Source organism: Calothrix sp. NIES-3974, from assembly GCF_002368395.1.
Classification (GTDB): domain Bacteria; phylum Cyanobacteriota; class Cyanobacteriia; order Cyanobacteriales; family Nostocaceae; genus NIES-3974.
In genome coordinates this window covers 277,268-295,959 of the sequence record NZ_AP018254.1, presented here as the reverse complement: position 1 = coordinate 295,959, position 18,692 = coordinate 277,268, and the positions used below count along the sequence as shown (strand labels likewise).

Genomic DNA, 18,692 nt, shown 5'->3' with positions numbered 1-18,692 from the left:
AATCCTTCACTGAATTACTTGTGCAACCCTAGAGTTATACAAATTTTATTAATACTATTAGCTACGCTATGCTCTGTTAATGCTCTTTTTTGAGCTTGACAACGCATTTTTTTTCTTTTCTTAGGGTCAGCTTGTAGCATACGAATTTTCTCTATCATTTCCTCCGCATTAGAGAAAGTTTCAATTTCCTCTCCCAATTCATATAAATCATCAAGTCCTTCTGTCCATTCAGTTAAATAACAAGCACCCATCATTGGTGCTTCAATATCCCGCATCCGAGAGTAAGTATTAGGATAAGAAAATGGATAACGATAACTAGGATAACGGTTAATCCCTAATGAAATGGTACTTTGCTGAATAATCGCTGTATATTCCTGACCATTTGGTTGTTTTTTGACACAATCAGCAAACACTTCATCTGGAATCGTGGGCTGAGATTTGGCTTGTATTTTTCTTAACCAAGGAATTATTCCTTCTGTCTTCAGATATTTCAACTGATTAACGGCTGTTTGCCAAATATTTTGAGATGGAAGATTAAAGTTCTGAGAAATATGTGAGTCTGAACTCCAAGCAGCACCTCGAATTTCTAATGCTATACCAGAGTTTATTACCTGGGCTAATAAAGCAGCTCGCTGTATATCTCGCGAACCTATAAAACTAACACCATAATTCTCTCTATGTTCACAGGTTCTCAGTTCCTTTGATATCCACACAGGCATCGGAGCGTAGATATAATTTAGCTGTGCTTGCTGATACATTTTTAGTGCTTTAAACTCTGGCACCCAGTGAAGATCAAAGCAATAAAACTCCTTGGGAACCTTGATATATTCCCTGACATTATCGCAGAAGAAATTTACACAGGGAATTCCTAAGGATCGAATTTCTTCAACAGCTCCTATTTCTATTTGTTTTGGGAATAAATAACCTAAAAATAAATCAATACCCTGATTTTGATGCTGCTGCTTAATAGAAGATAAAACACAATTCCAAGTACGTTGACGCCATTTATGTAAATCATCTGGATGATAATAAGATAATGCTTCTGCCCAGTCAACGTCCGGAGCTTCGACCCACTCATACCCAGCCTCTTCAATACCTTTTTTGAGATAAGTTTCCCAAAAACTATAAGCTGGAATATTATGCTTTTTTCGAGCCTGCTGACAACTAAGAAAGATTCGCATAAAATTAGCAGTCACTCATTATTATAATTATTTACGCATGAACAAAACATCAGTTTGTGATAACTCTTTTCCAAGCGGGGTATTATTGCCAAATGCATGTAAATAGAAATTTCTTTGTTGAAGAAATTCGACCATGTTATGAAAGAGAGGTTGTCCCCGATAAAACTCGATAAAGCTAACTTCCAAAATTATATATTTAGCATATTTGAGGCAATTTTCTGCACCTTTGAGTGCCTCTAACTCATAACCTTGAATATCCAATTTTATCAAGTCTGGTAATGGTAATTTATTAGCCGATACATACTCATCTAAAGGAATTACTGTGACTTCTTCTTCTCTATCTTTATAGACACCGTATATTTCTTCCGTTGCAGGAGCAATCTCTAGAAGGCTGGAAGCATCAGAAAATGTAGCTACTTGCATTCTTAAGCTACAAAAACTAGAGCCTAATGCAACTTTATGTAAGTAAACATCAGAAATATTTTGAGTATTTTTTTCAAAATATTTAAAATGAATTTTTAACGGTTCAAAAGCATCAACCCTTGCATCTGGAAATAAAGCTTTTGCTAGCAGTAACCAAGTACCGATATTAGCTCCAATATCATAAATTACTTCAGGAGGCTGAGATTTTATTAATTCTAATAATTCCAAGGAATCAATATGTCCTAGTTTTAATTCCGCCGCTACTGTATTTTTCAGTCTACCTAATCTTCTCCGCCTTTGAGATTCTATTGCAATGCGTTCGATTAGCAAACGTGGGTTATATAGAAGTTCTAATCTCATTACACAATGTTTGATACTAATAATTCTTGTATGTTGATAGTTAAAAGGCAACAAGTATTGAAAACTATAAATACTAATAGCATAATCAATACTATTTTTTGTTGAAATTAACGGCTGATAATTTTTTGCATCTGTTTTGCTAATTTCCAGCCCACTATGCTACTAAGAAAATTAAATATAGTACTTCCTTTTGGCTTCAAATCATAGCCACCAAGAGAACGTACATTAACTTGTGCTTTTTGCACTAAATCTGGTGCATCAGGATAAGTAGAATAAACAAAATTTTGGAAAACATTAGCGCACACACGACGAGTGCGGGGGCTATTTTCTACTGCAAGTAAATATTCAGTACAGAGTTTTAACGATTCATACTCAGATTTTCGTGCAGCAATTGAGGTCAAGCTACTTAAACTGCCAGCTAATCCAGAGCGATAGTAGACTTTTGCACCATGACAGAATTTCACTCCTTTACTTACTAAAATAGCTCGGCAAAAGTATTCACCATCATCATTGAGGGATAAATCTTCATTCCAGGGGCCTGCTTTTTGTGCAATAACACGAGGAATCAACCAAGCAGCAGGGTGCATCATTCCCCCCCCCTGCCAAGAACTGATCAACCAATCAACAGGAGACATATCCTGCCAAACTGCTTCAGGAGTGAATGTAGCATCATTAGGACAAATATAAAATCGGCCCCATTCTCCTGATGCAATAAAATCAGAAGCAGTCGAAGATAGAAGATGTATCTGACGCTCAATTTTATCTGCTGCTAACAAATCATCTGCATCTAAATATTGAATAAAATCCCCTTGTGATTCCGAAAATGCTCTATTTCTGGCTGCACTAGCACCTTGATTTGTTTGACTAATAACCTTGACGTAATGAGAATCAAATCGTTTGGCTATAGCTAAACTATTGTCCGTAGAACCATCATCCACCAAAATAATTTCAATATTCTTCCATGTTTGGTTCAAAGCAGATTCAAGAGTTTGCACTAGCCAATTCTCAGCATTATAACAAGGAATAAGAATGGAAACTAAAGGTTTCATAAGTTAACCCTGGTTAGGGTACAAGATTTTATCTATCAAACAGAGGTGGGAAATTTATGACGAATTTGAGGTTTGAAAATTCTGATCAACTTCTCTCGCAAACGAATTGCCAAATGTGGATTATATTGGCATAGAAGACGGAAAAAGTAACTCAAGCTTTGAGGTGGATTTCGATCTAGAGACAGAGCTAAATTAATACATTTATCTGCTGTTTCCCAGTCTAAATGGGCTGCACAAACTCCAGCAATTCCCCATAAACGATGAGAAATTTCCACGGAATAGTTTTCAGCAAGTTTAGGTGTCACCTTTTCTAAGACATGATACATAGAACGGGTTGCTCCCAATACATTGCTTGTAGTCATAGAATTAGGTCGAATATAATTAATGACTGTAACAGTAGTGTCAGCAGCAAACTTCAAATCAGACATTGCTAATTTTATATGTGTTGCTTGGTCTTCACTCTGTAATATTAACGGATCTGTATCCCATCCACCAGCAGCTAAAAAAGCTTCACGACGGTATAATCCACAAAAGGGATTTATTTGCTCTTGAATTGCATATGAAATACTATCATTTTTTAGTCTTTCATCATCAAAAATACGTACACCATATTTTTCTTCAGTTATAAAATCTCTTACTTCGTATGCAAAAAGTACAACATCAGGAGCATCTTTTAGTTGCGTCCAGCGATAGGCTTTTTCAACGAAATTTGGATACAAAACATCATCAGCATCATGAAAATGAATCCAATCACATGTAGTTCGTTGAGCTAATATATTTTTACCAAAAGAACAACCACTGTTGATATTACCGACAACAACTTTTGCACCAAACTCTTGAGCTACTTTTGCGGTTTCATCATTACTACAATCATCGTAGACCCATATCTCATCAAAAGAGACTGTTTGCGATAAAGCTGACTTGAGGAGTTTTGGTAAATAGGAAGCAGAGTTATAAGCTGGAATGCAAAGAGAAATATTTGTTTTATTCATAATTTGTCTAGTAAATTTAAAAACACGCTACTTACACATAAGCTAGGGATTTACGTCGTGGTCTTCTAAAGTACTTTATCAGAGATTTACAATCCTATAAGTCAATATTCTCGTCACAAGTGCGTAAGCCTTGCAATATTAAATCATTAATACCAGACTTCATTATTTTCTTATGGATAAAATAATAGAAACGTTGCACTAAATTATTTTCCCACCACTTCAAACTATATACTTTTGGAGGATAGCCATATACAGACCAAATTTTCAAATTATCTTCATCCCATAGAGCGCGATAGCGTTCATTGGTTGTCTTTTGTTCTGATTGAATTCTACATGCTCCCAGAGCTTTCTTAAGATGCTTTTTAGACCTACCAGCAACTAAGCGTTGCCAAAGTTCACCATCAATATTGCAATTCATTTCTTCCCAAATGGGAGCATGAATACTACTTTTCCAGAAAGCAGAATGAGAGGCAATTATACCGCCAGAATATAAATAACGGTCAAGAACAAGTTGAGCATACCAATAGGTGGGTGTACGATTATCTTCGTAAACAGTTAAAGCATCTCCATAAATAAAATCAATATTAGTTACAAGAAATTTTTGAATGACATCTTGAAAACAATTAGGTAAGTAAAAATCGTCACTATTAATCCAAGCAAAATAGTCTCCACTACATAAGCTAAATCCGAGATTAATAGCGTGTCCTTGTCCTCTATCTTTTTGACTTTGCCAAAAACTCAACCAAGGAGAATATTTCTCTAATATTTCTTTAGTCTCATCAGTGGAGCCACCATCGCAGATAATAAACTCTAGATTCGGATAATTCTGTAATAATACAGAACGGATAGTTTCTTCGATAAATTTTCCTTGATTATAACTTGGTGTTACGATAGAAATTTTTGGCCAAGGTTTTCCATTCGCCATTGTGGGTGGGAGAGGTTTTGATTCAACAGTCCAAGGCCATCCAGTTTTACTGCTAGATGGAGTTGGAAGTTGTGTTAATAATCCTAACTCAGTAAATGGTACTGTCTGAAGAGGAGTTTGAATTCCCTTGCGTGCAAAATCTTCCCGATATTTATTTAAATCTGGCAATTGAATTTTACTGTGTTTTTTCATCTGAAAAAATACTATTTAATGAAAGATAAAAGTCAAGAAAGTGACTTTTTTGTTCATTTAAGTGTGAATTCACTTTAGGCAAACATTTACTTATTTACGATTTACGCTTTAGCAGACCAGTTAGTTTTTATTTCTTTTAAAGCCAGATTTATACCTTCCTGTGCAGCATCAAAAAATTTTCTGCTTCTTCCATCCATTTTCCAACGAATATATTTATGTAAGATTATCTGCTTTAAATTTGGTGGAGCAGGATTTTTTCCTCGTAAAAATTCTAAAATCGTACCGGAGTAATTCAAACCAGATATAAGCCTGAGTAAATATTCCTCTTCCAGTCTTGAAGATGGTATTAAGTGAGTTAATTTTAAAGAAGTAAATAACCCTGTACCCATATTAATATCATATGCTGTAAATGCAAGGTCAGAATCACCACAAGAAGTGAGCATCTTTCCTTTTCTGTCCATATTGCCCCGTCGAGGGTCTGTTTTAATTATCTGTGCATATTTTTCTGCTATGATTCTTCTTACACAAAAGCCAGCACCACAGGGTATAGCTTCATTTTGATGTGGTAAATTAGACCATTTATCTACATTGAACTCTCGTATTGCTAGTAATGGCCAGTAAGGTTTTGTCCATTCAGGAGGATCTTGTTCAAACTCAGCTCTAATTTGTCCACCCCAAGCTCCCAACATCGGCCATCTTGCAGCAATTTCCAAAGTTATTTCTAGATAATCACTATCTAAAACATTATCATCATCAACAAAAATTATTATTTCTGATACGGCTTCTTTAATTCCTCGCAAGCGTGCCCAAGTCAAACCTAGTTTTTCTTCTCGAATACATCTTGCTTGGGTATGCCAACTTAAACTAATTTCTGCTTCCAAGGGGTGTTTACTAGCATTATCAACTAGCAATAGCTCCCACTTTTCTTGGGAAAGAGTTTGATGTTTTAGTGCCTGTAAAACTCTTTCTAAATAGTCTCTTCGTGGATTATAAGTGCAAATTACAACGCTAATGGCAGTTTTATTCATATTTTCATAAGATATAAAGTGAGTATAAAATCCGACTGCCTGACACATCACCTCAAACCTTTGTTTTGACGTTCCCGATTGCGTTCATAACGTAAAATCAAGGTTCCAGGCAATAAATCTGGTTTAAATAAGCAGACTAAGTCTAAAAATAAAATCCTTGCCATATAAGCATTTCAATAACTCTGCCAGGCAGCCAGGTATAGAATATAAGGGTTAATTTCTGTTAGGTTTAATGTATAAAATAGCTAGAGGGTTGACGAAAATCCCTATAACAAAGCCCTAGCAAGGATTTGAAGCTAGTGTAACAAAAAAAGATAAACACGCTTTTCCGGCTGTATTGATTTTATTATCAATCAGTATAGTGCGAAAGTCTTGTTTTTTCGTTGGGTAAGGTTCTAAATTTACTTTTATCTTTATTTTATATAATCCTTACAAAATAAGCTTTTCGAGGTAGATTGTCACCTCGTCAGATAAAATAGCCCTGAACATAATACTAAGTAATGAAATTATTGGGCCAGGTCAATACTTAATTTTAAGTTGGTAGGTATTTTTGACAAATACACCTACTAATTAGCATTAAAAATATTTATGTAGAAAACCATTCTGTTCTTAGTAATATCTTACACTTCTGTGGCATCCCATAACTACCAGTTCCAAAAAAGTCACCACCATCAACTGTTATGCTTGCAGCGTCATTTACCCAATCTAAAATTTCTCGCTCACCATGAGAAATGAAACTTATAAAACGGTACGAACCTTGTGCTAAAGGTAAATTTTTCACGAAGCATCTGATATAACCTTTATTCGCATTGATTGTAAGATTACTATCGGTAAAGTTAGTCCTTAGTAACAAAATTGTGTTTCCCTTTTCATCGAGAAAATCAAAACTGACAACAATATCATTTAGAGATTTGCCTGTATTATTGAGATAACCTACCTCAAAATAATAATCTTTCCCTGACTGCAAAGAATTTACTTCCTTTTCATCCACATCTAGAATTTTGAAATCAACAGCTTTGACCTTACCAGAACCAGTTCTGTCTTGACGATGAGCAAGAGGTGTTTCTGTAAGACTGTAACTTTTTTCTAGATAAATATTGATAGCTTGTTTTACATCAGCATCTAAAAATAACCTACCAGATTCTAGTAAAATACCTCTGGTACAAAGGGCTTCAACTGCACTCATATTATGGCTTACAAATAAGACTGTTCTCCCCTCTTTTCCAACATCTTCCATTTTACCAATACATTTTTTTTGAAATTGGGAATCACCAACCGCTAAGACTTCATCCACTATTAAAATTTCTGGTTCTAAATGAGCTGCTACTGCGAATGCTAATCGCACATACATTCCGGATGAATAACGCTTTACAGGGGTATCTAAAAATTTTTCAACTTCTGCAAATGCGACTATTTCATCAAATTTACGTTGAATTTCACCCTTACTCATACCCAAAATTGCACCATTAAGAAATATATTTTCTCTACCAGTTAATTCTGGATGAAATCCTGTACCAACTTCTAATAAACTTGCAATTCTACCCTTAATATTAATACGACCTCTTGTCGGCTCTGTGATTCGACTTAATATTTTTAATAATGTTGACTTTCCAGCACCGTTACGACCAATTATAGCTACTCTATCACCTTTTTTAACTTCAAAAGAAATATCATTGATTGCCCAAAATTCTGAATTTTTAATTTCAGGTTTATATTTATTATGACTAAATGTTTTTAATACAGCTTTTGTCCGATTAGCAATTACATCTCGCAGTGCTGTATAGGGTTCTTGTCGATGCCCAAGGATGAATTTTTTGCTTAAATTTTCAACTCTAATTACCGTATCCGACACCTGCTTACTCCTACTAAATTACATCTGCAAATGTACGCTCGGTCTTGCGGAAATACCAAATTCCACTGAAGAAAAGTAAAACCACTAGTCCCAAAGAAAGAAAAAATCCTGGTATATATAGATATGATTCACCACCCAAAATAGCCCAACGGAAACCATCAATTACTCCTACCATAGGATTCAGGGAATAAAACAAGCTCCATTTTCCCCATTTTTCGTAAACAACACTACTGCTAAATCCAACAGGAGAAATATACAATCCAAACTGGACAATAAAGGGTACTATATAACGAAAATCTCGGTATTTAACGTTGAGAGCTGCTAACCACAATCCAACTCCCATTGAAGCAGCAAAAGCAATTCCAATAAAAAAGGGTAGGGTTAATATTCGCCAAGTAGGCAAATAGTTATACCATGCCATTAAACCCAACAAAATTATTCCTGAAACCATAAAGTCTACAAAGCAGACGATCACTGCGCTGGTAGGGACTATTAAACGGGGAAAGTAGACTTTTGAAATTAAATTAGCATTGCCAATTAAACTACCGCTGCACTCAGACAAAGCGCCAGAAAAAAACTGCCAGGGTAACATGGCAGAAAATACTAAAATTGGGTAAGGCGCTCCTCCTTCACTAGGTAACTTGGCGATATTACCGAAGACTACGGTGAAAACTATCATTGTCATAAACGGTCGAATTAATGCCCAAGCAAGACCAATTACCGTTTGTTTGTAGCGCACTAAAATATCTCGCCATGCGAGGAAATAAAATAACTCTCGATAACGCCACAAATCCTTCCAATATTGACGTTCCGTGCGTCCAGCTTCGATTACTAATTCTTGACTACTGGGAGTAATTTCTTTACTTTTCATCCCTGGCTTAACCTATAAATATAAAATCTTTGATACCTTGATATCTATTCATACGAGAATGTCTGAGTGTGAATTCTCCCACTGAAGGATTTCCTTGGGTGCTTTTGACACCGATTGCTTGCTGCCACAGTGCAGTTGGTGCAGGGGATATTTCAAACTTCCGGTTGTCAAGTTTTTTGACATAGTACCACTTTGTTTGTTGACAATGTGGACACCAAAATGCTTCTAACCATTCTCCTACTAGAGGAACTGCGGTTTGACTGGCCACTAACATTAAAGCACTCTGACGGTTTATTCCTCTTTTTTGAAGTTCTTCTGGTTTTTCAGTGTATAGGGTATATTTTTGACTCACGCTGTCGAGATGGCATCCATGAATTGGACAGTAAATTGCCCGGCGTTTTGAACGTTTCCGATTTTTGTCACACCTTTTCTGCACTCCGGCCTCCTTTACCATTTAGGGATAAAATCGATAATCAGAAGGTTGCGAGGGAGAGACTGAGATCAAAAAGACCATCGAAGCCCACTCCTATCACTTGTTAATTTTTTGGTTTTTTTGCTAATTTATTGACGGAAAATAATCTGGGTTTGAGAAGGAATAATCCCTAGTTAGTCTGAGTTTAAATGTTTTCAAAGGTGTTTTTCTTGATTTTTCCTCCAATTCATAATTGATGTATTTTTTACATACAGCTTTTGTGTCAAGAATTAAATCGTATTTTTACGTGCTAATCAAATGTGAAATTCATTTTTTGAATAGTAATTTACTTTAAGATTCTAGCTACATATTTGATTTTGTTTAAACAATATGGCAAACTGACTTAAATTTTGTAATCCCTTGCTTGATTACTATAATGACGGCAATTAATTTTCAGTATCTAACAATGTAAATCATAATTTTATTTACTTACCTATCAAATAACCACACACCCTGTATTGAATTTATTTAATGAATGTACTAGTAAAGTGATGAGATTTCTTGGTCAATATAAATAGATTATTTTGTTATTAAAATAATCTATTTATTCATCAAAGTACGGCAAATAAATACTATTGATTGTAGAAATTTTCCACACCTTTAACTCTTAGCGGCACAACCCATTACCATTTTAATTGATTTGCATAACTATCAGCTATTTAAAAAATGGTATTTGGTGATGATGTTACAAAATACTTTGACGTAACACCTCCAAATACTCCTTGGCAATCACCTCTGATGTAAAGTGCGATCGCATATACTGCCTTGCTGCTTTACCCATCCCTTCTACCATTTCCGGGTTTCTACTGAGTATCCGGAAAAATTCTGCTAATCCTTTAGCATCACGGTTGTTAAATGTAGCACCACATTTCATTTCTGCAATCATGCTTTGTAAATACGAATGTTGCGGACAAATGACTGCCATTGGTCTACCTGCTGCCAATGCGCTGTAAACTTTGCTAGGTGCGACTAGACTTTCCATCCCATCCTCAACACTTACAAGGGATACATCACAAGCGGTGAGTGAATAGGGTAAATCTTTTTTATCCTGATAAGGAAGGAACTGGAAGTTTTGTAGTCCTAAGCGTTTTACTTCTTCTTTGAGGAGTTTCGCTTTAGCACCACCACCAACAAAGAGGAAATGAATTGGTTCATCTTGCAATTCTTGAGCAGCAGCTAAAATCGTCTCCATGTCGTGACAACGACCTAAATTTCCGGAATACAGAACAGTGAACTTATTCACTAAATTATGCTTCCAGGCAAACCAGTTATACTTTTTGGGTATGGGAACAATTAAATCCGGGTCTGCCCAACTGTGAATTACGTGGGTTTTATCGGCTACCTCCGGACAATGGTTGACGATTCGTTGTTTCATGTCCGGACTCAGGACAATTAACCCATTAGCCCTACGCCAAATCGCCCGATTTAGGGATTGCCACACCCTTGTTAAAATATGCTTTTCGGGGATAACTTTTAAAGCTACAGCAATATCTGGATATAAATCATAAAGAATGCAGACATACGATATTCCGAATAGTCGATTCGCCAAATATCCCAAAATAGGTAAAAAAGGTGGTGCCGTCGTCACTAACATAATATTATGCTTCCGACGATGGCGAATCATATGGGAAATAGCCCGTAGGAAAAACATAACTCCATTCACAGCCTTACCACGAATCCGTCCAGAAAACATCTGACTGGTGCGGGAGCGGCGAATCTTAACTCGACCAATGCTTTCACTCCCAGGAGCATTAGCTGTTCTAAAAGCGTATCCTGGTTGTCCAGTAAATACTTCAATATCTAAGCCCTGTTTCCCCAGTTGCAATACTAATTCTTCTACTAGTTGACCTGTTGCAGCATAGTCCGGTGGGAAAAACTGGGTGATAACAGCTAGTTTAATAGATTTTTCAGTTGTTACTGAGTGCTGTTTAAGTCCGTAGAATGAATTCAGTTTGTTGGGAAGGAAATTTTTACTGTCTTCACTTAAAGTCAAGATATCTATCCTCCTGTAATTATTTGGGCCGCAATTCAGTCGTACAAAAATGCAGTACTTCGTAGCACCGACAATTCTTTATCAGTTTGACTGTGTTCGTAATCCAGTGGTAGATACTATGCTCTGAAGATAAACCCTTACAGTTGCATCCTGCTTCTTATTTTTTTGCTGAAAGCAAATTTATATCTTGTCGAATCTAGAAGTACTTGTATAGAGTACTTAGGATAAGCCACCAATATACTGTATACGCACGCACAAGGATATTAACTTAATACTTGCTAGAGAGGTTAAAGATGAATATATCACTCTATTACAAAAATTAGAAAGGCAAAAGAAATAATAACTAATGTATAAGCTTTTTAGGCATTTTACAGCATTTTCAATGTTAATGAGGTATAACCACTTCATGGAATATCAATCACTACAAGCCTCTAACTAAATTTGGTATACCTCACGTACCTCAAAAGGACTGTAAATAGTAAAATTTATTTCTACCATGCTGCACTAGTCTTCTTGGCAAAAATTGGTAATCTTACTTAGAAGTAATCTTACTGATGTGACATCATCTGCAATCAATGGAATCAACACTCTCTCCTCGCTAATTCGATTGTTTATTTGGGCTTCAGGCTGTTTTTCTCACAAATCCTGGGAAAAAACTTAAGCTTGATGTATTATTATTTAAGTAAATTTACACAAAGCAGGTTGTTCTCAAGCCATACCCTTCTGTATAAAATGTAAATCATAAACTAGTTAGTAAGCACAAACCTATCTTCAATTCATTTAAACTTTACCTTTTTATCAATAATCATGAAAACTATTTAAATCTTTATGAAAGTTTATATAAGATTTGCCTGTTTCCATTAGCTTATATGTAAGTAAGTAGTCAAGATAAAGCCTCTGGATGTTGCGTTTTGTCAAATAACTCAAGGACTCGTCTTTGTGGAGGACGGAAATAAGTGCTATTACCTATCAACTGGTAATAATTGTCTATTCTAATTTAGTATTATCTTGAACGAAAGAGAGATTATCCTATGACCTTTCTGCTGATGTTACCCTGTGTCAAGCAATTTTGGATTACCCGGTAATGTCCACCCTGACTACCTGACAAATCTCCTCAAAGCCTTGATTTTACCTTCCAGTCTTGACTGCGTTGATAAGGTAATATCAGGGTTATAGGCAATAAATAAGCATCTAAATGACCAGACACTAAGCTTAGAGATAAAATCCTTGCTAGATAGGTATTTCAAGTGTTATGTTAGGCAGCCAGGTGCCCACCTATTGACCCCACATTTAAATTTGGGGTATCGTACCATCACGGAATAGCTGATAATACTAAGTAAATTTTGTGAATTTGTTGCTTCTATATTGATTATTACAGGGTTGGTCTGGTGCATTCTCTCATTATTCTGGAAAATCTACGATTGGCAAAAAATCTGGTCTGAAAATATCTGGTTCCAACTAATCATTAATTGTCCCAAATAGATGGTGGGTTACTCATGAACACATCTGGAAATCCTTTATATCCTTCGCTAGTACATAATAACGGTAATAATGGGGATAATAATATACCCCCATATGGTACGGTAATGAGTTTTACAGAAATTGTTGAAGAAGATAATAACATTCGTGATTTTTTGGAGGTATTACGTCGTCGAAGTTTGATTATTGTGGGTGTAAGCACTGCTGTAATGTCTGGGGTGGTGGGACTGACGCTTCAGCAGGAGACTATCTATGAAGGTCGGTTTCAATTGTTGGTGGAACCAGTTAAGGATGATAGTTTACCGAAGATTACAGACCCAAATCAGGGTAGTGGACAAAAGAGTGAATTGGATTATGAAACCCAGATAGAAGTGTTGAAAAGTCCTGAACTGATGAAGGGGATTGTCAAGCAGATTCAGGTCACGTATCCAGAAGTCGATCAAAAAACTCTTTTAGGAAATTTGACTATTAATCGAGTTGGAGAGACCAAAATTATTGAAGTCAGATATCGCAATACTAATCCAGATAAAGTGAAAACAATTTTAGATAAGGTTTCCAATGCCTATCTAGAGTATAGTCGAGAAGACCGTCAAAGTAATCTGAAACAGGGTTTAAACTTTGTGAAGCGAGAACAACAGGGTGTACAAACCCGTGTGGACAGGTTACAAAGACAATTACAAATTTTCCGTCAACGGAATAACTTTATTGACCCTGATTCTCAGCAAGCTCAAATTGCTAATCAAATCAAATTATTATCTGAGCAGAGATTGAATATAGAACAACGTTTAGCTAAAGCGCAATCAGAGTATAGTCGTTTGCAAACTGTGGATGGTGCGCAAGCTGTGTTACGGGATGCAGACACCTATAAGAATATAGTTAATCAGATTCGTCAAGCAGAAGCAGAAATTGCTAAGGAATTGACCCGATTCCGGGAAGATAGTATCCAAATTGAGATTTTGCGGGAACGTCGAGAAAATTTACTGCCATTATTGGAACAGGAAGCACGACGTATTTTGGGAATCAGGATGGCTGAAGCTGCAACGGAATTGCAAACACTACAAAGACAGCAACAACAGCTTCTACAAACTCAATCGTTTTTGGAACGTCAAATTAAGCAATTACCCATACTTGCTCGTGAGTATACTGAACTGCAACAAAAACTGAAGGTTGCGACTGAAAGCTTGAATCGCTTATCCGAAACTCGTGAAAAACTGCAAATTGAAGTTGCTCAGAAGGAAACTCAGTGGAGAATTGTAGAAGAAGCGGTGCAACCAGAAAACCCGACATCACCGAATATTCCCCGTAATGTGATTTTGGGATTAGTTGCAAGTACTTTAATGGGAATCAGCGCAGCTCTGATTCTGGAAAAACTGGATACGACTTACCATAGTGTTGATGCACTGAAGGAAAAAACCAAATTACCGTTGTTAGGAACCATACCTTTCCAGCGTAAACTGAACTCGAAGAAACGCAATAAACGTCTACCGGGAAATCAGCAGCAGGAAGATTTACCTTTGACTAGTCTATCACGTCGTCGTGTGGGGGTAGGGAATGGTTATGGGTACGATGAATCATCGAAATTTCTTGATGCATTGAGGGTACTTTATACAAATATCCAATTGTTAAGTTGCGATCGCCCGATTTCTTCTTTGGTGATTAGTTCAGCTTTACCGGGTGATGGTAAATCGACTTTGGCTTTTCATTTAGCATTGACCGCTTGTGCAATGGGACGGAGAGTATTGCTGGTGGATGCGAATTTACGTCGTCCGACGATTCACGATTTAGCTCAAACCAGTAACTTGGGTGGTTTGAGTAGTTTAATTGCTGGTTCTTTACCTGCTCAAGAAGCAATTGTACCAATGCCTGGGGTGACGGAACTATCAATTTTAAGCGCTGGTCCGACACCTCCCGATCCAGCGAAACTGCTCTCTTCCATGAAAATGCGCCAATTAATGGAGGAATTTAAACGTCATTATGACTTGGTGATTTATGATACTCCTCCCTTGGCTGGCCTTGCGGATGCGAGTTTACTTGCATCTGCTACCGATGGGATGATTTTAGCTGTGAGCATGGAAAAAACCGATCGGAAAATTCTTCAGCAAACCTTGGAAAGTTTAAAAATGTCCCAGATACCTTTGTTGGGAATGGTTGCGAATCGCGTGAAAAATGATTTACTGGGTGATAATTACTATTCTTATCATGTTGATGTTCCAGGAATTGAGGTGGAAGTTTAGGGACAAAATATAGGGAAAAAAATACTATTTTAGATTTGGTGATACAGCAATATCTTCCAATATCTATCTGTCGTATTTATTTTTCAAATTAGTCTAATTAACGTGAGTCGGAGACGTAGCATTGCTATGTCTCTACGAGAAATTTTCAAAATAGATGATATTTCATCTAAGTTTAATCAATTCTTGTTTGCTTCAAGACATTGATAATAGCTTGAATACAACGGTTATCTGTTAACATCCAGGGATGGGTGAATGCAGGAATTATAATTTCTCTACCGAAGGGCATTTTTGAACTCCTCGGAGGTAAAATCATTAAATCATAGGGTGTCCAAATTGATGTAAAGTCTAATTTTTTGAGTTGGTCAATATCCGAGTTTAAATCTCGTAAAAAAGCGCTGTTCGGACGCATTTGTACACATCCAGGTTTGTTAGAAGCGTAGGCTAAAATTGTGCCTTGGTGGGGTGAGGAAATGGTGATAAATCGCTCCACCAAATCTAACCCACCGAGACGTTGTAAGTAGTAACGACTCACAATACCTCCCATACTAAAGGCGACGATATCAAATTTTTGTTGATGACTAAAACTACGCTGACAATATTCTTGAACTTGTTTAGCTAATACTTCTAGTGGTTCGTCCCCGTTGTTGGGAATTAAATCTAAATCGTGGGTGGAAAAACCTGCTAACCTGAGTTGGTTAGCCATTTTGGTAAAGACTTTACCTGTGTCGGTAATTCCGTGAACTAGTAATACGGGATTTGGTGATGGGGAAATTGGCATTTTAGATTTTGGTAGATTTTGGATGTTTGTGTCAAATAATTTGCCTTTAAACAGCAACAAACATTTTATACACCCAGCCAAAAATAGCGCCACCAAAAACTAACCAAGCTGCGTTTAAACGCCAACGAATGATGATGATGGCAGAAACTAGGAAAATAAGACTGGCAAACCAATCAAATTGATTCCCTGGGAATAGAATTTCTCGTCCTAATTGAATGGTTACTGCTATCATCAGAGCGATCGCACTGGCATTAATGGCATCTAAAAAGGCGGACATGTATTTGGATGCTCGTAATTTGGGTACAATGGGATTGAGTAGGGCTACCAGTACGAAGGAAGGAAGAAAAATACCGATGGTGGCAACGATGGCACCAGGTAATCCACCAATTACATAGCCGATAAAGGTAGCTGTAGAAAGAACTGGTCCTGGAGTAAATTGACCAATTGCGATCGCGTCTAATAATTGTTTCTGGGTTAACCATCCTAATCCTTGCACTAGCTCACTTTGTAAAAATGCTACTAATACGTATCCACTCCCGTATAATACACAGCCTATCTTCAAAAATACTAACCCTAACTGCCACAGGGAATAATTAGGGGGATTCGTGGAACTAGACACATTTACAACTAGGGTGGAACTGAGGGGTGATAAAATGGCGGCAACGGGAGGACTTATACTTCTTAGTATTACCATCCCCCCAATTCCACCGAGAATTAAAGCCAAAACCTCGTTTACACCCATAAAAACAGCTACCACTACGGCTAGGGCAATCAAGATTAAAATTCGCTTTTTGAATGCGGTTTTACCCAAACGCCATACTGCTGCACCAATTACTGCTAATACTGCGGGCTTAATTCCGTATAATAAGGGTGCAACCTGGGGTAAAGTTCCAAAAGATACATAAATCCAGGCAGCTAACCCAGTCAAAAGTACCGCCGGAAAAATGAAGCAAACTCCAGCTATAATTAAACCAGGCCATTGGGCGTAGGTATAACCGATATGAATCGCCATCTCCGTAGAGTTTGGCCCGGGAATTAAATTTGTAGCCCCAACTAAATCGAGAAAATGCTCCCGTGTCAGCCAGTTGCGACGGTTCACCACTTCCTCTTCCATCATGGCAATATGGGCAGCTGGACCACCAAATCCAATTATACCCTGTTTGAAAAAGAGTTTCGCCAGTTCGATTAATTTGTTTTCCCGTGGTAAAGTTTCCATCAGTTGAGTTAAAAATGGTTGCAATAATTCTCAGGTGATATTACCAAGTTGAGGTTAAGGCTTGGTTGATCCAGCTAATCTATCCTAAAAACCTGATAACAACCTGACTTCTCGCTAATTGTTCCTTAAATCCCGGAAACAGGTTTCCAAGTACCGTGGAAACTGGGGGGAATAAAACTGGGTAATTGTAAACGACACACGGGTTCATCTTGGAGGCGATCGCAATCGTAGATCCAAACTTGGCTACTATCTAGGTTCCCATCATAAACAACCGTCAAAATCCAGCCCTGTTCAGGGTTTTCGTTGTTGCTGACAAAAATTGGCTCCGATGGGTAACGGTTTTCTCCCATATCCGCGATACAGAAACCACTGGTTTTGTGATCAAAACGGGCGATCGCATTGAAAATTTCTGTTTGGGTGTTAGTACCAGGACGGTATGCTGATAAGTAGGTATGGCGAGAATATTTACCGACATTGACTGGGGGAACGCTGGGAAATTCACAGTGATCATCGAGGATTTTTTCGACTTTTACTACCTTTGCTGTTTGGGGTTGCAGATAAACCCGTGATAAACAACTAACTGCTAGGGTGTGGGTATTGCCTGTGGCGACCTGTTGTAAATACTGATTGGTTTGAAAATCCTGATACTGGACGAAATCAATTCTTACTAGTCCATCGGTATCCACATAACCGTTGGCAAAATGCCATTGAAACCAAGCGTCGGTGACACTTTTGGCAACTAATTGTAGGTTTTGACGGTCAAAAACTAAAACCTGTGTACCTTGGTTGGGTTGCCAAGTTAAGGCATCACTGTAACTTTTTTGACCCAGCATAATCGACCATAAATTTAATCGTACTGGGGGAACTAAAAAAATTAAATATTCCCCAGCCATGACAAAATCGTGAATTAGGGGAATTCCCCCAACTTGATGGCTGACAGCTTTGCTAATTTTGCCACTGGGATGACTACGGTAAATACGTAACTGACTATTTAAACCTGGAGTCAAACCAAAATTCCAAATCTCCCCGGTTTTTCCATCCCGTTTATAATGGGCTGAATAGCTCCATTGGGATTGCAAAGCACCTAGATCATCTTCACCCAGTGTCGCCAAAGTTTCCAAATCCAGTGCGTAGGGTTTCCCCGCTTCCCATAATGCCAATAATTTATCAGGTAAAGCCAATACAGAAGTATTTGCCGTATTTTTGACCGGAGTAAACAAACGCTGCCAAAAATTTCCCGGTGCAGTCATGCCATAATTACCATACAAATACCGATTCGCTGCAACTTCCCGTTGATAACCCTGGGTTTGCACAAATCGATAGGTCGCTGCTACCCCCCCACGATGAAAATTGACAGCCAAAATTGCTCCATCACCATCAAACCAATGACCAACGGGAACACCCCCCCGTTGTAAACAACCGGGTCCATTGCGGTACAAAGTTCCTCGCAAACCCGTGGGAATCTCCCCAGAAATTACAGATAAAGGAGTAGAATCAAATTCCTGTGCTGGTTTGAGAATAGCCTGCGACCATTTATTGGTTTGTGTTTGAATGTTAGATATGGCAGTCATTGAATTTTAGATTTTGGATTAATTTGGTAGAGACGATCCGTCGGGTCGTCTCTACGAAGGGGTCGTGTAAATACAA

Annotated in this window: 14 protein-coding genes; 1 reads left to right on the top strand and 13 read right to left on the bottom strand. The window is 37.5% G+C overall.

The annotated features are described in order from the left end of the window. Positions 1-14: 14 nt before the first annotated feature. The 10 genes from CDC37_RS01110 to CDC37_RS01065 all read right to left on the bottom strand — a co-directional run bounded on the left by CDC37_RS01110 (position 15) and on the right by CDC37_RS01065 (position 11,338). Entirely contained in the window at positions 15-1,196 is a 1,182-nt protein-coding gene (locus CDC37_RS01110) for a glycosyltransferase family protein (protein ID WP_157780616.1), read from the bottom strand. Between the two features lie 12 nt (positions 1,197-1,208). Continuing rightward, positions 1,209-1,964 carry an FkbM family methyltransferase gene (locus CDC37_RS01105; RefSeq protein WP_096620093.1) on the bottom strand — a complete coding sequence of 252 codons (756 nt, stop codon included), beginning with the start codon at positions 1,962-1,964 and terminating at the stop codon, positions 1,209-1,211. A 107-nt stretch (positions 1,965-2,071) separates the two neighbouring features. Beyond that, positions 2,072-3,013, bottom strand: coding sequence for a glycosyltransferase family 2 protein (locus CDC37_RS01100; protein WP_096620092.1), 942 nt, complete (start codon positions 3,011-3,013; stop codon positions 2,072-2,074). A gap of 35 nt (positions 3,014-3,048) precedes the next feature. After that, the gene (locus CDC37_RS01095; RefSeq protein WP_096620091.1) at positions 3,049-4,005 is read right to left on the bottom strand and encodes a glycosyltransferase family 2 protein; all 957 of its coding nucleotides are present in this window, start codon (positions 4,003-4,005) and stop codon (positions 3,049-3,051) included. A 94-nt stretch (positions 4,006-4,099) separates the two neighbouring features. Continuing rightward, a complete protein-coding gene (locus CDC37_RS01090; RefSeq protein WP_096620090.1) occupies positions 4,100-5,122 on the bottom strand; it encodes a glycosyltransferase family 2 protein in 1,023 nt (340 codons plus the stop codon). A gap of 101 nt (positions 5,123-5,223) precedes the next feature. Beyond that, positions 5,224-6,150, bottom strand: coding sequence for a glycosyltransferase (locus CDC37_RS01085; protein WP_096625785.1), 927 nt, complete (start codon positions 6,148-6,150; stop codon positions 5,224-5,226). Between the two features lie 586 nt (positions 6,151-6,736). Beyond that, on the bottom strand, positions 6,737-8,002 hold the full coding sequence (locus CDC37_RS01080; RefSeq protein ID WP_096620089.1) for an ABC transporter ATP-binding protein: 1,266 nt from the start codon (positions 8,000-8,002) through the stop codon (positions 6,737-6,739). A 13-nt stretch (positions 8,003-8,015) separates the two neighbouring features. Further along, the gene (locus tag CDC37_RS01075) at positions 8,016-8,873 is read right to left on the bottom strand and encodes an ABC transporter permease (RefSeq protein WP_096620088.1); all 858 of its coding nucleotides are present in this window, start codon (positions 8,871-8,873) and stop codon (positions 8,016-8,018) included. A gap of 7 nt (positions 8,874-8,880) precedes the next feature. Continuing rightward, positions 8,881-9,309: a hypothetical protein gene (locus CDC37_RS01070; RefSeq protein WP_096625783.1), complete on the bottom strand. Its 429-nt coding sequence runs from the start codon at positions 9,307-9,309 to the stop codon at positions 8,881-8,883. A gap of 721 nt (positions 9,310-10,030) precedes the next feature. Further along, a complete protein-coding gene (locus CDC37_RS01065; protein WP_096620087.1) occupies positions 10,031-11,338 on the bottom strand; it encodes a glycosyltransferase family 4 protein in 1,308 nt (435 codons plus the stop codon). 1,496 nt (positions 11,339-12,834) lie between these two features. Here CDC37_RS01065 and CDC37_RS01060 point away from each other — a divergent pair. Further along, positions 12,835-15,051: a GumC family protein gene (locus CDC37_RS01060; RefSeq protein ID WP_157780615.1), complete on the top strand. Its 2,217-nt coding sequence runs from the start codon at positions 12,835-12,837 to the stop codon at positions 15,049-15,051. Between the two features lie 172 nt (positions 15,052-15,223). Here CDC37_RS01060 and CDC37_RS01055 read toward each other — a convergent pair whose 3' ends face one another. The 3 genes from CDC37_RS01055 to CDC37_RS01045 all read right to left on the bottom strand — a co-directional run bounded on the left by CDC37_RS01055 (position 15,224) and on the right by CDC37_RS01045 (position 18,616). Further along, on the bottom strand, positions 15,224-15,829 hold the full coding sequence (locus CDC37_RS01055) for an esterase/lipase family protein (RefSeq protein WP_096620085.1): 606 nt from the start codon (positions 15,827-15,829) through the stop codon (positions 15,224-15,226). A 46-nt stretch (positions 15,830-15,875) separates the two neighbouring features. After that, positions 15,876-17,045: a chromate efflux transporter gene (chrA, locus tag CDC37_RS01050; RefSeq protein ID WP_096620084.1), complete on the bottom strand. Its 1,170-nt coding sequence runs from the start codon at positions 17,043-17,045 to the stop codon at positions 15,876-15,878. A gap of 125 nt (positions 17,046-17,170) precedes the next feature. Next, positions 17,171-18,616, bottom strand: coding sequence for a carotenoid oxygenase family protein (locus CDC37_RS01045; protein ID WP_096620083.1), 1,446 nt, complete (start codon positions 18,614-18,616; stop codon positions 17,171-17,173). Positions 18,617-18,692 lie beyond the last annotated feature (76 nt).

Coding starts and splice junctions, on each gene's coding strand:
- CDC37_RS01090 (WP_096620090.1), bottom strand. CDS start 5,122: ATGAAAAAACACAGTAAAATTCAATTGCCAGATTTAAATAAATATCGG.
- CDC37_RS01085 (WP_096625785.1), bottom strand. CDS start 6,150: ATGAATAAAACTGCCATTAGCGTTGTAATTTGCACTTATAATCCACGA.
- CDC37_RS01060 (WP_157780615.1), top strand. CDS start 12,835: ATGAACACATCTGGAAATCCTTTATATCCTTCGCTAGTACATAATAAC.
- CDC37_RS01055 (WP_096620085.1), bottom strand. CDS start 15,829: ATGCCAATTTCCCCATCACCAAATCCCGTATTACTAGTTCACGGAATT.
- CDC37_RS01100 (WP_096620092.1), bottom strand. CDS start 3,013: ATGAAACCTTTAGTTTCCATTCTTATTCCTTGTTATAATGCTGAGAAT.
- chrA (WP_096620084.1), bottom strand. CDS start 17,045: ATGGAAACTTTACCACGGGAAAACAAATTAATCGAACTGGCGAAACTC.
- CDC37_RS01075 (WP_096620088.1), bottom strand. CDS start 8,873: ATGAAAAGTAAAGAAATTACTCCCAGTAGTCAAGAATTAGTAATCGAA.
- CDC37_RS01045 (WP_096620083.1), bottom strand. CDS start 18,616: ATGACTGCCATATCTAACATTCAAACACAAACCAATAAATGGTCGCAG.
- CDC37_RS01095 (WP_096620091.1), bottom strand. CDS start 4,005: ATGAATAAAACAAATATTTCTCTTTGCATTCCAGCTTATAACTCTGCT.
- CDC37_RS01105 (WP_096620093.1), bottom strand. CDS start 1,964: ATGAGATTAGAACTTCTATATAACCCACGTTTGCTAATCGAACGCATT.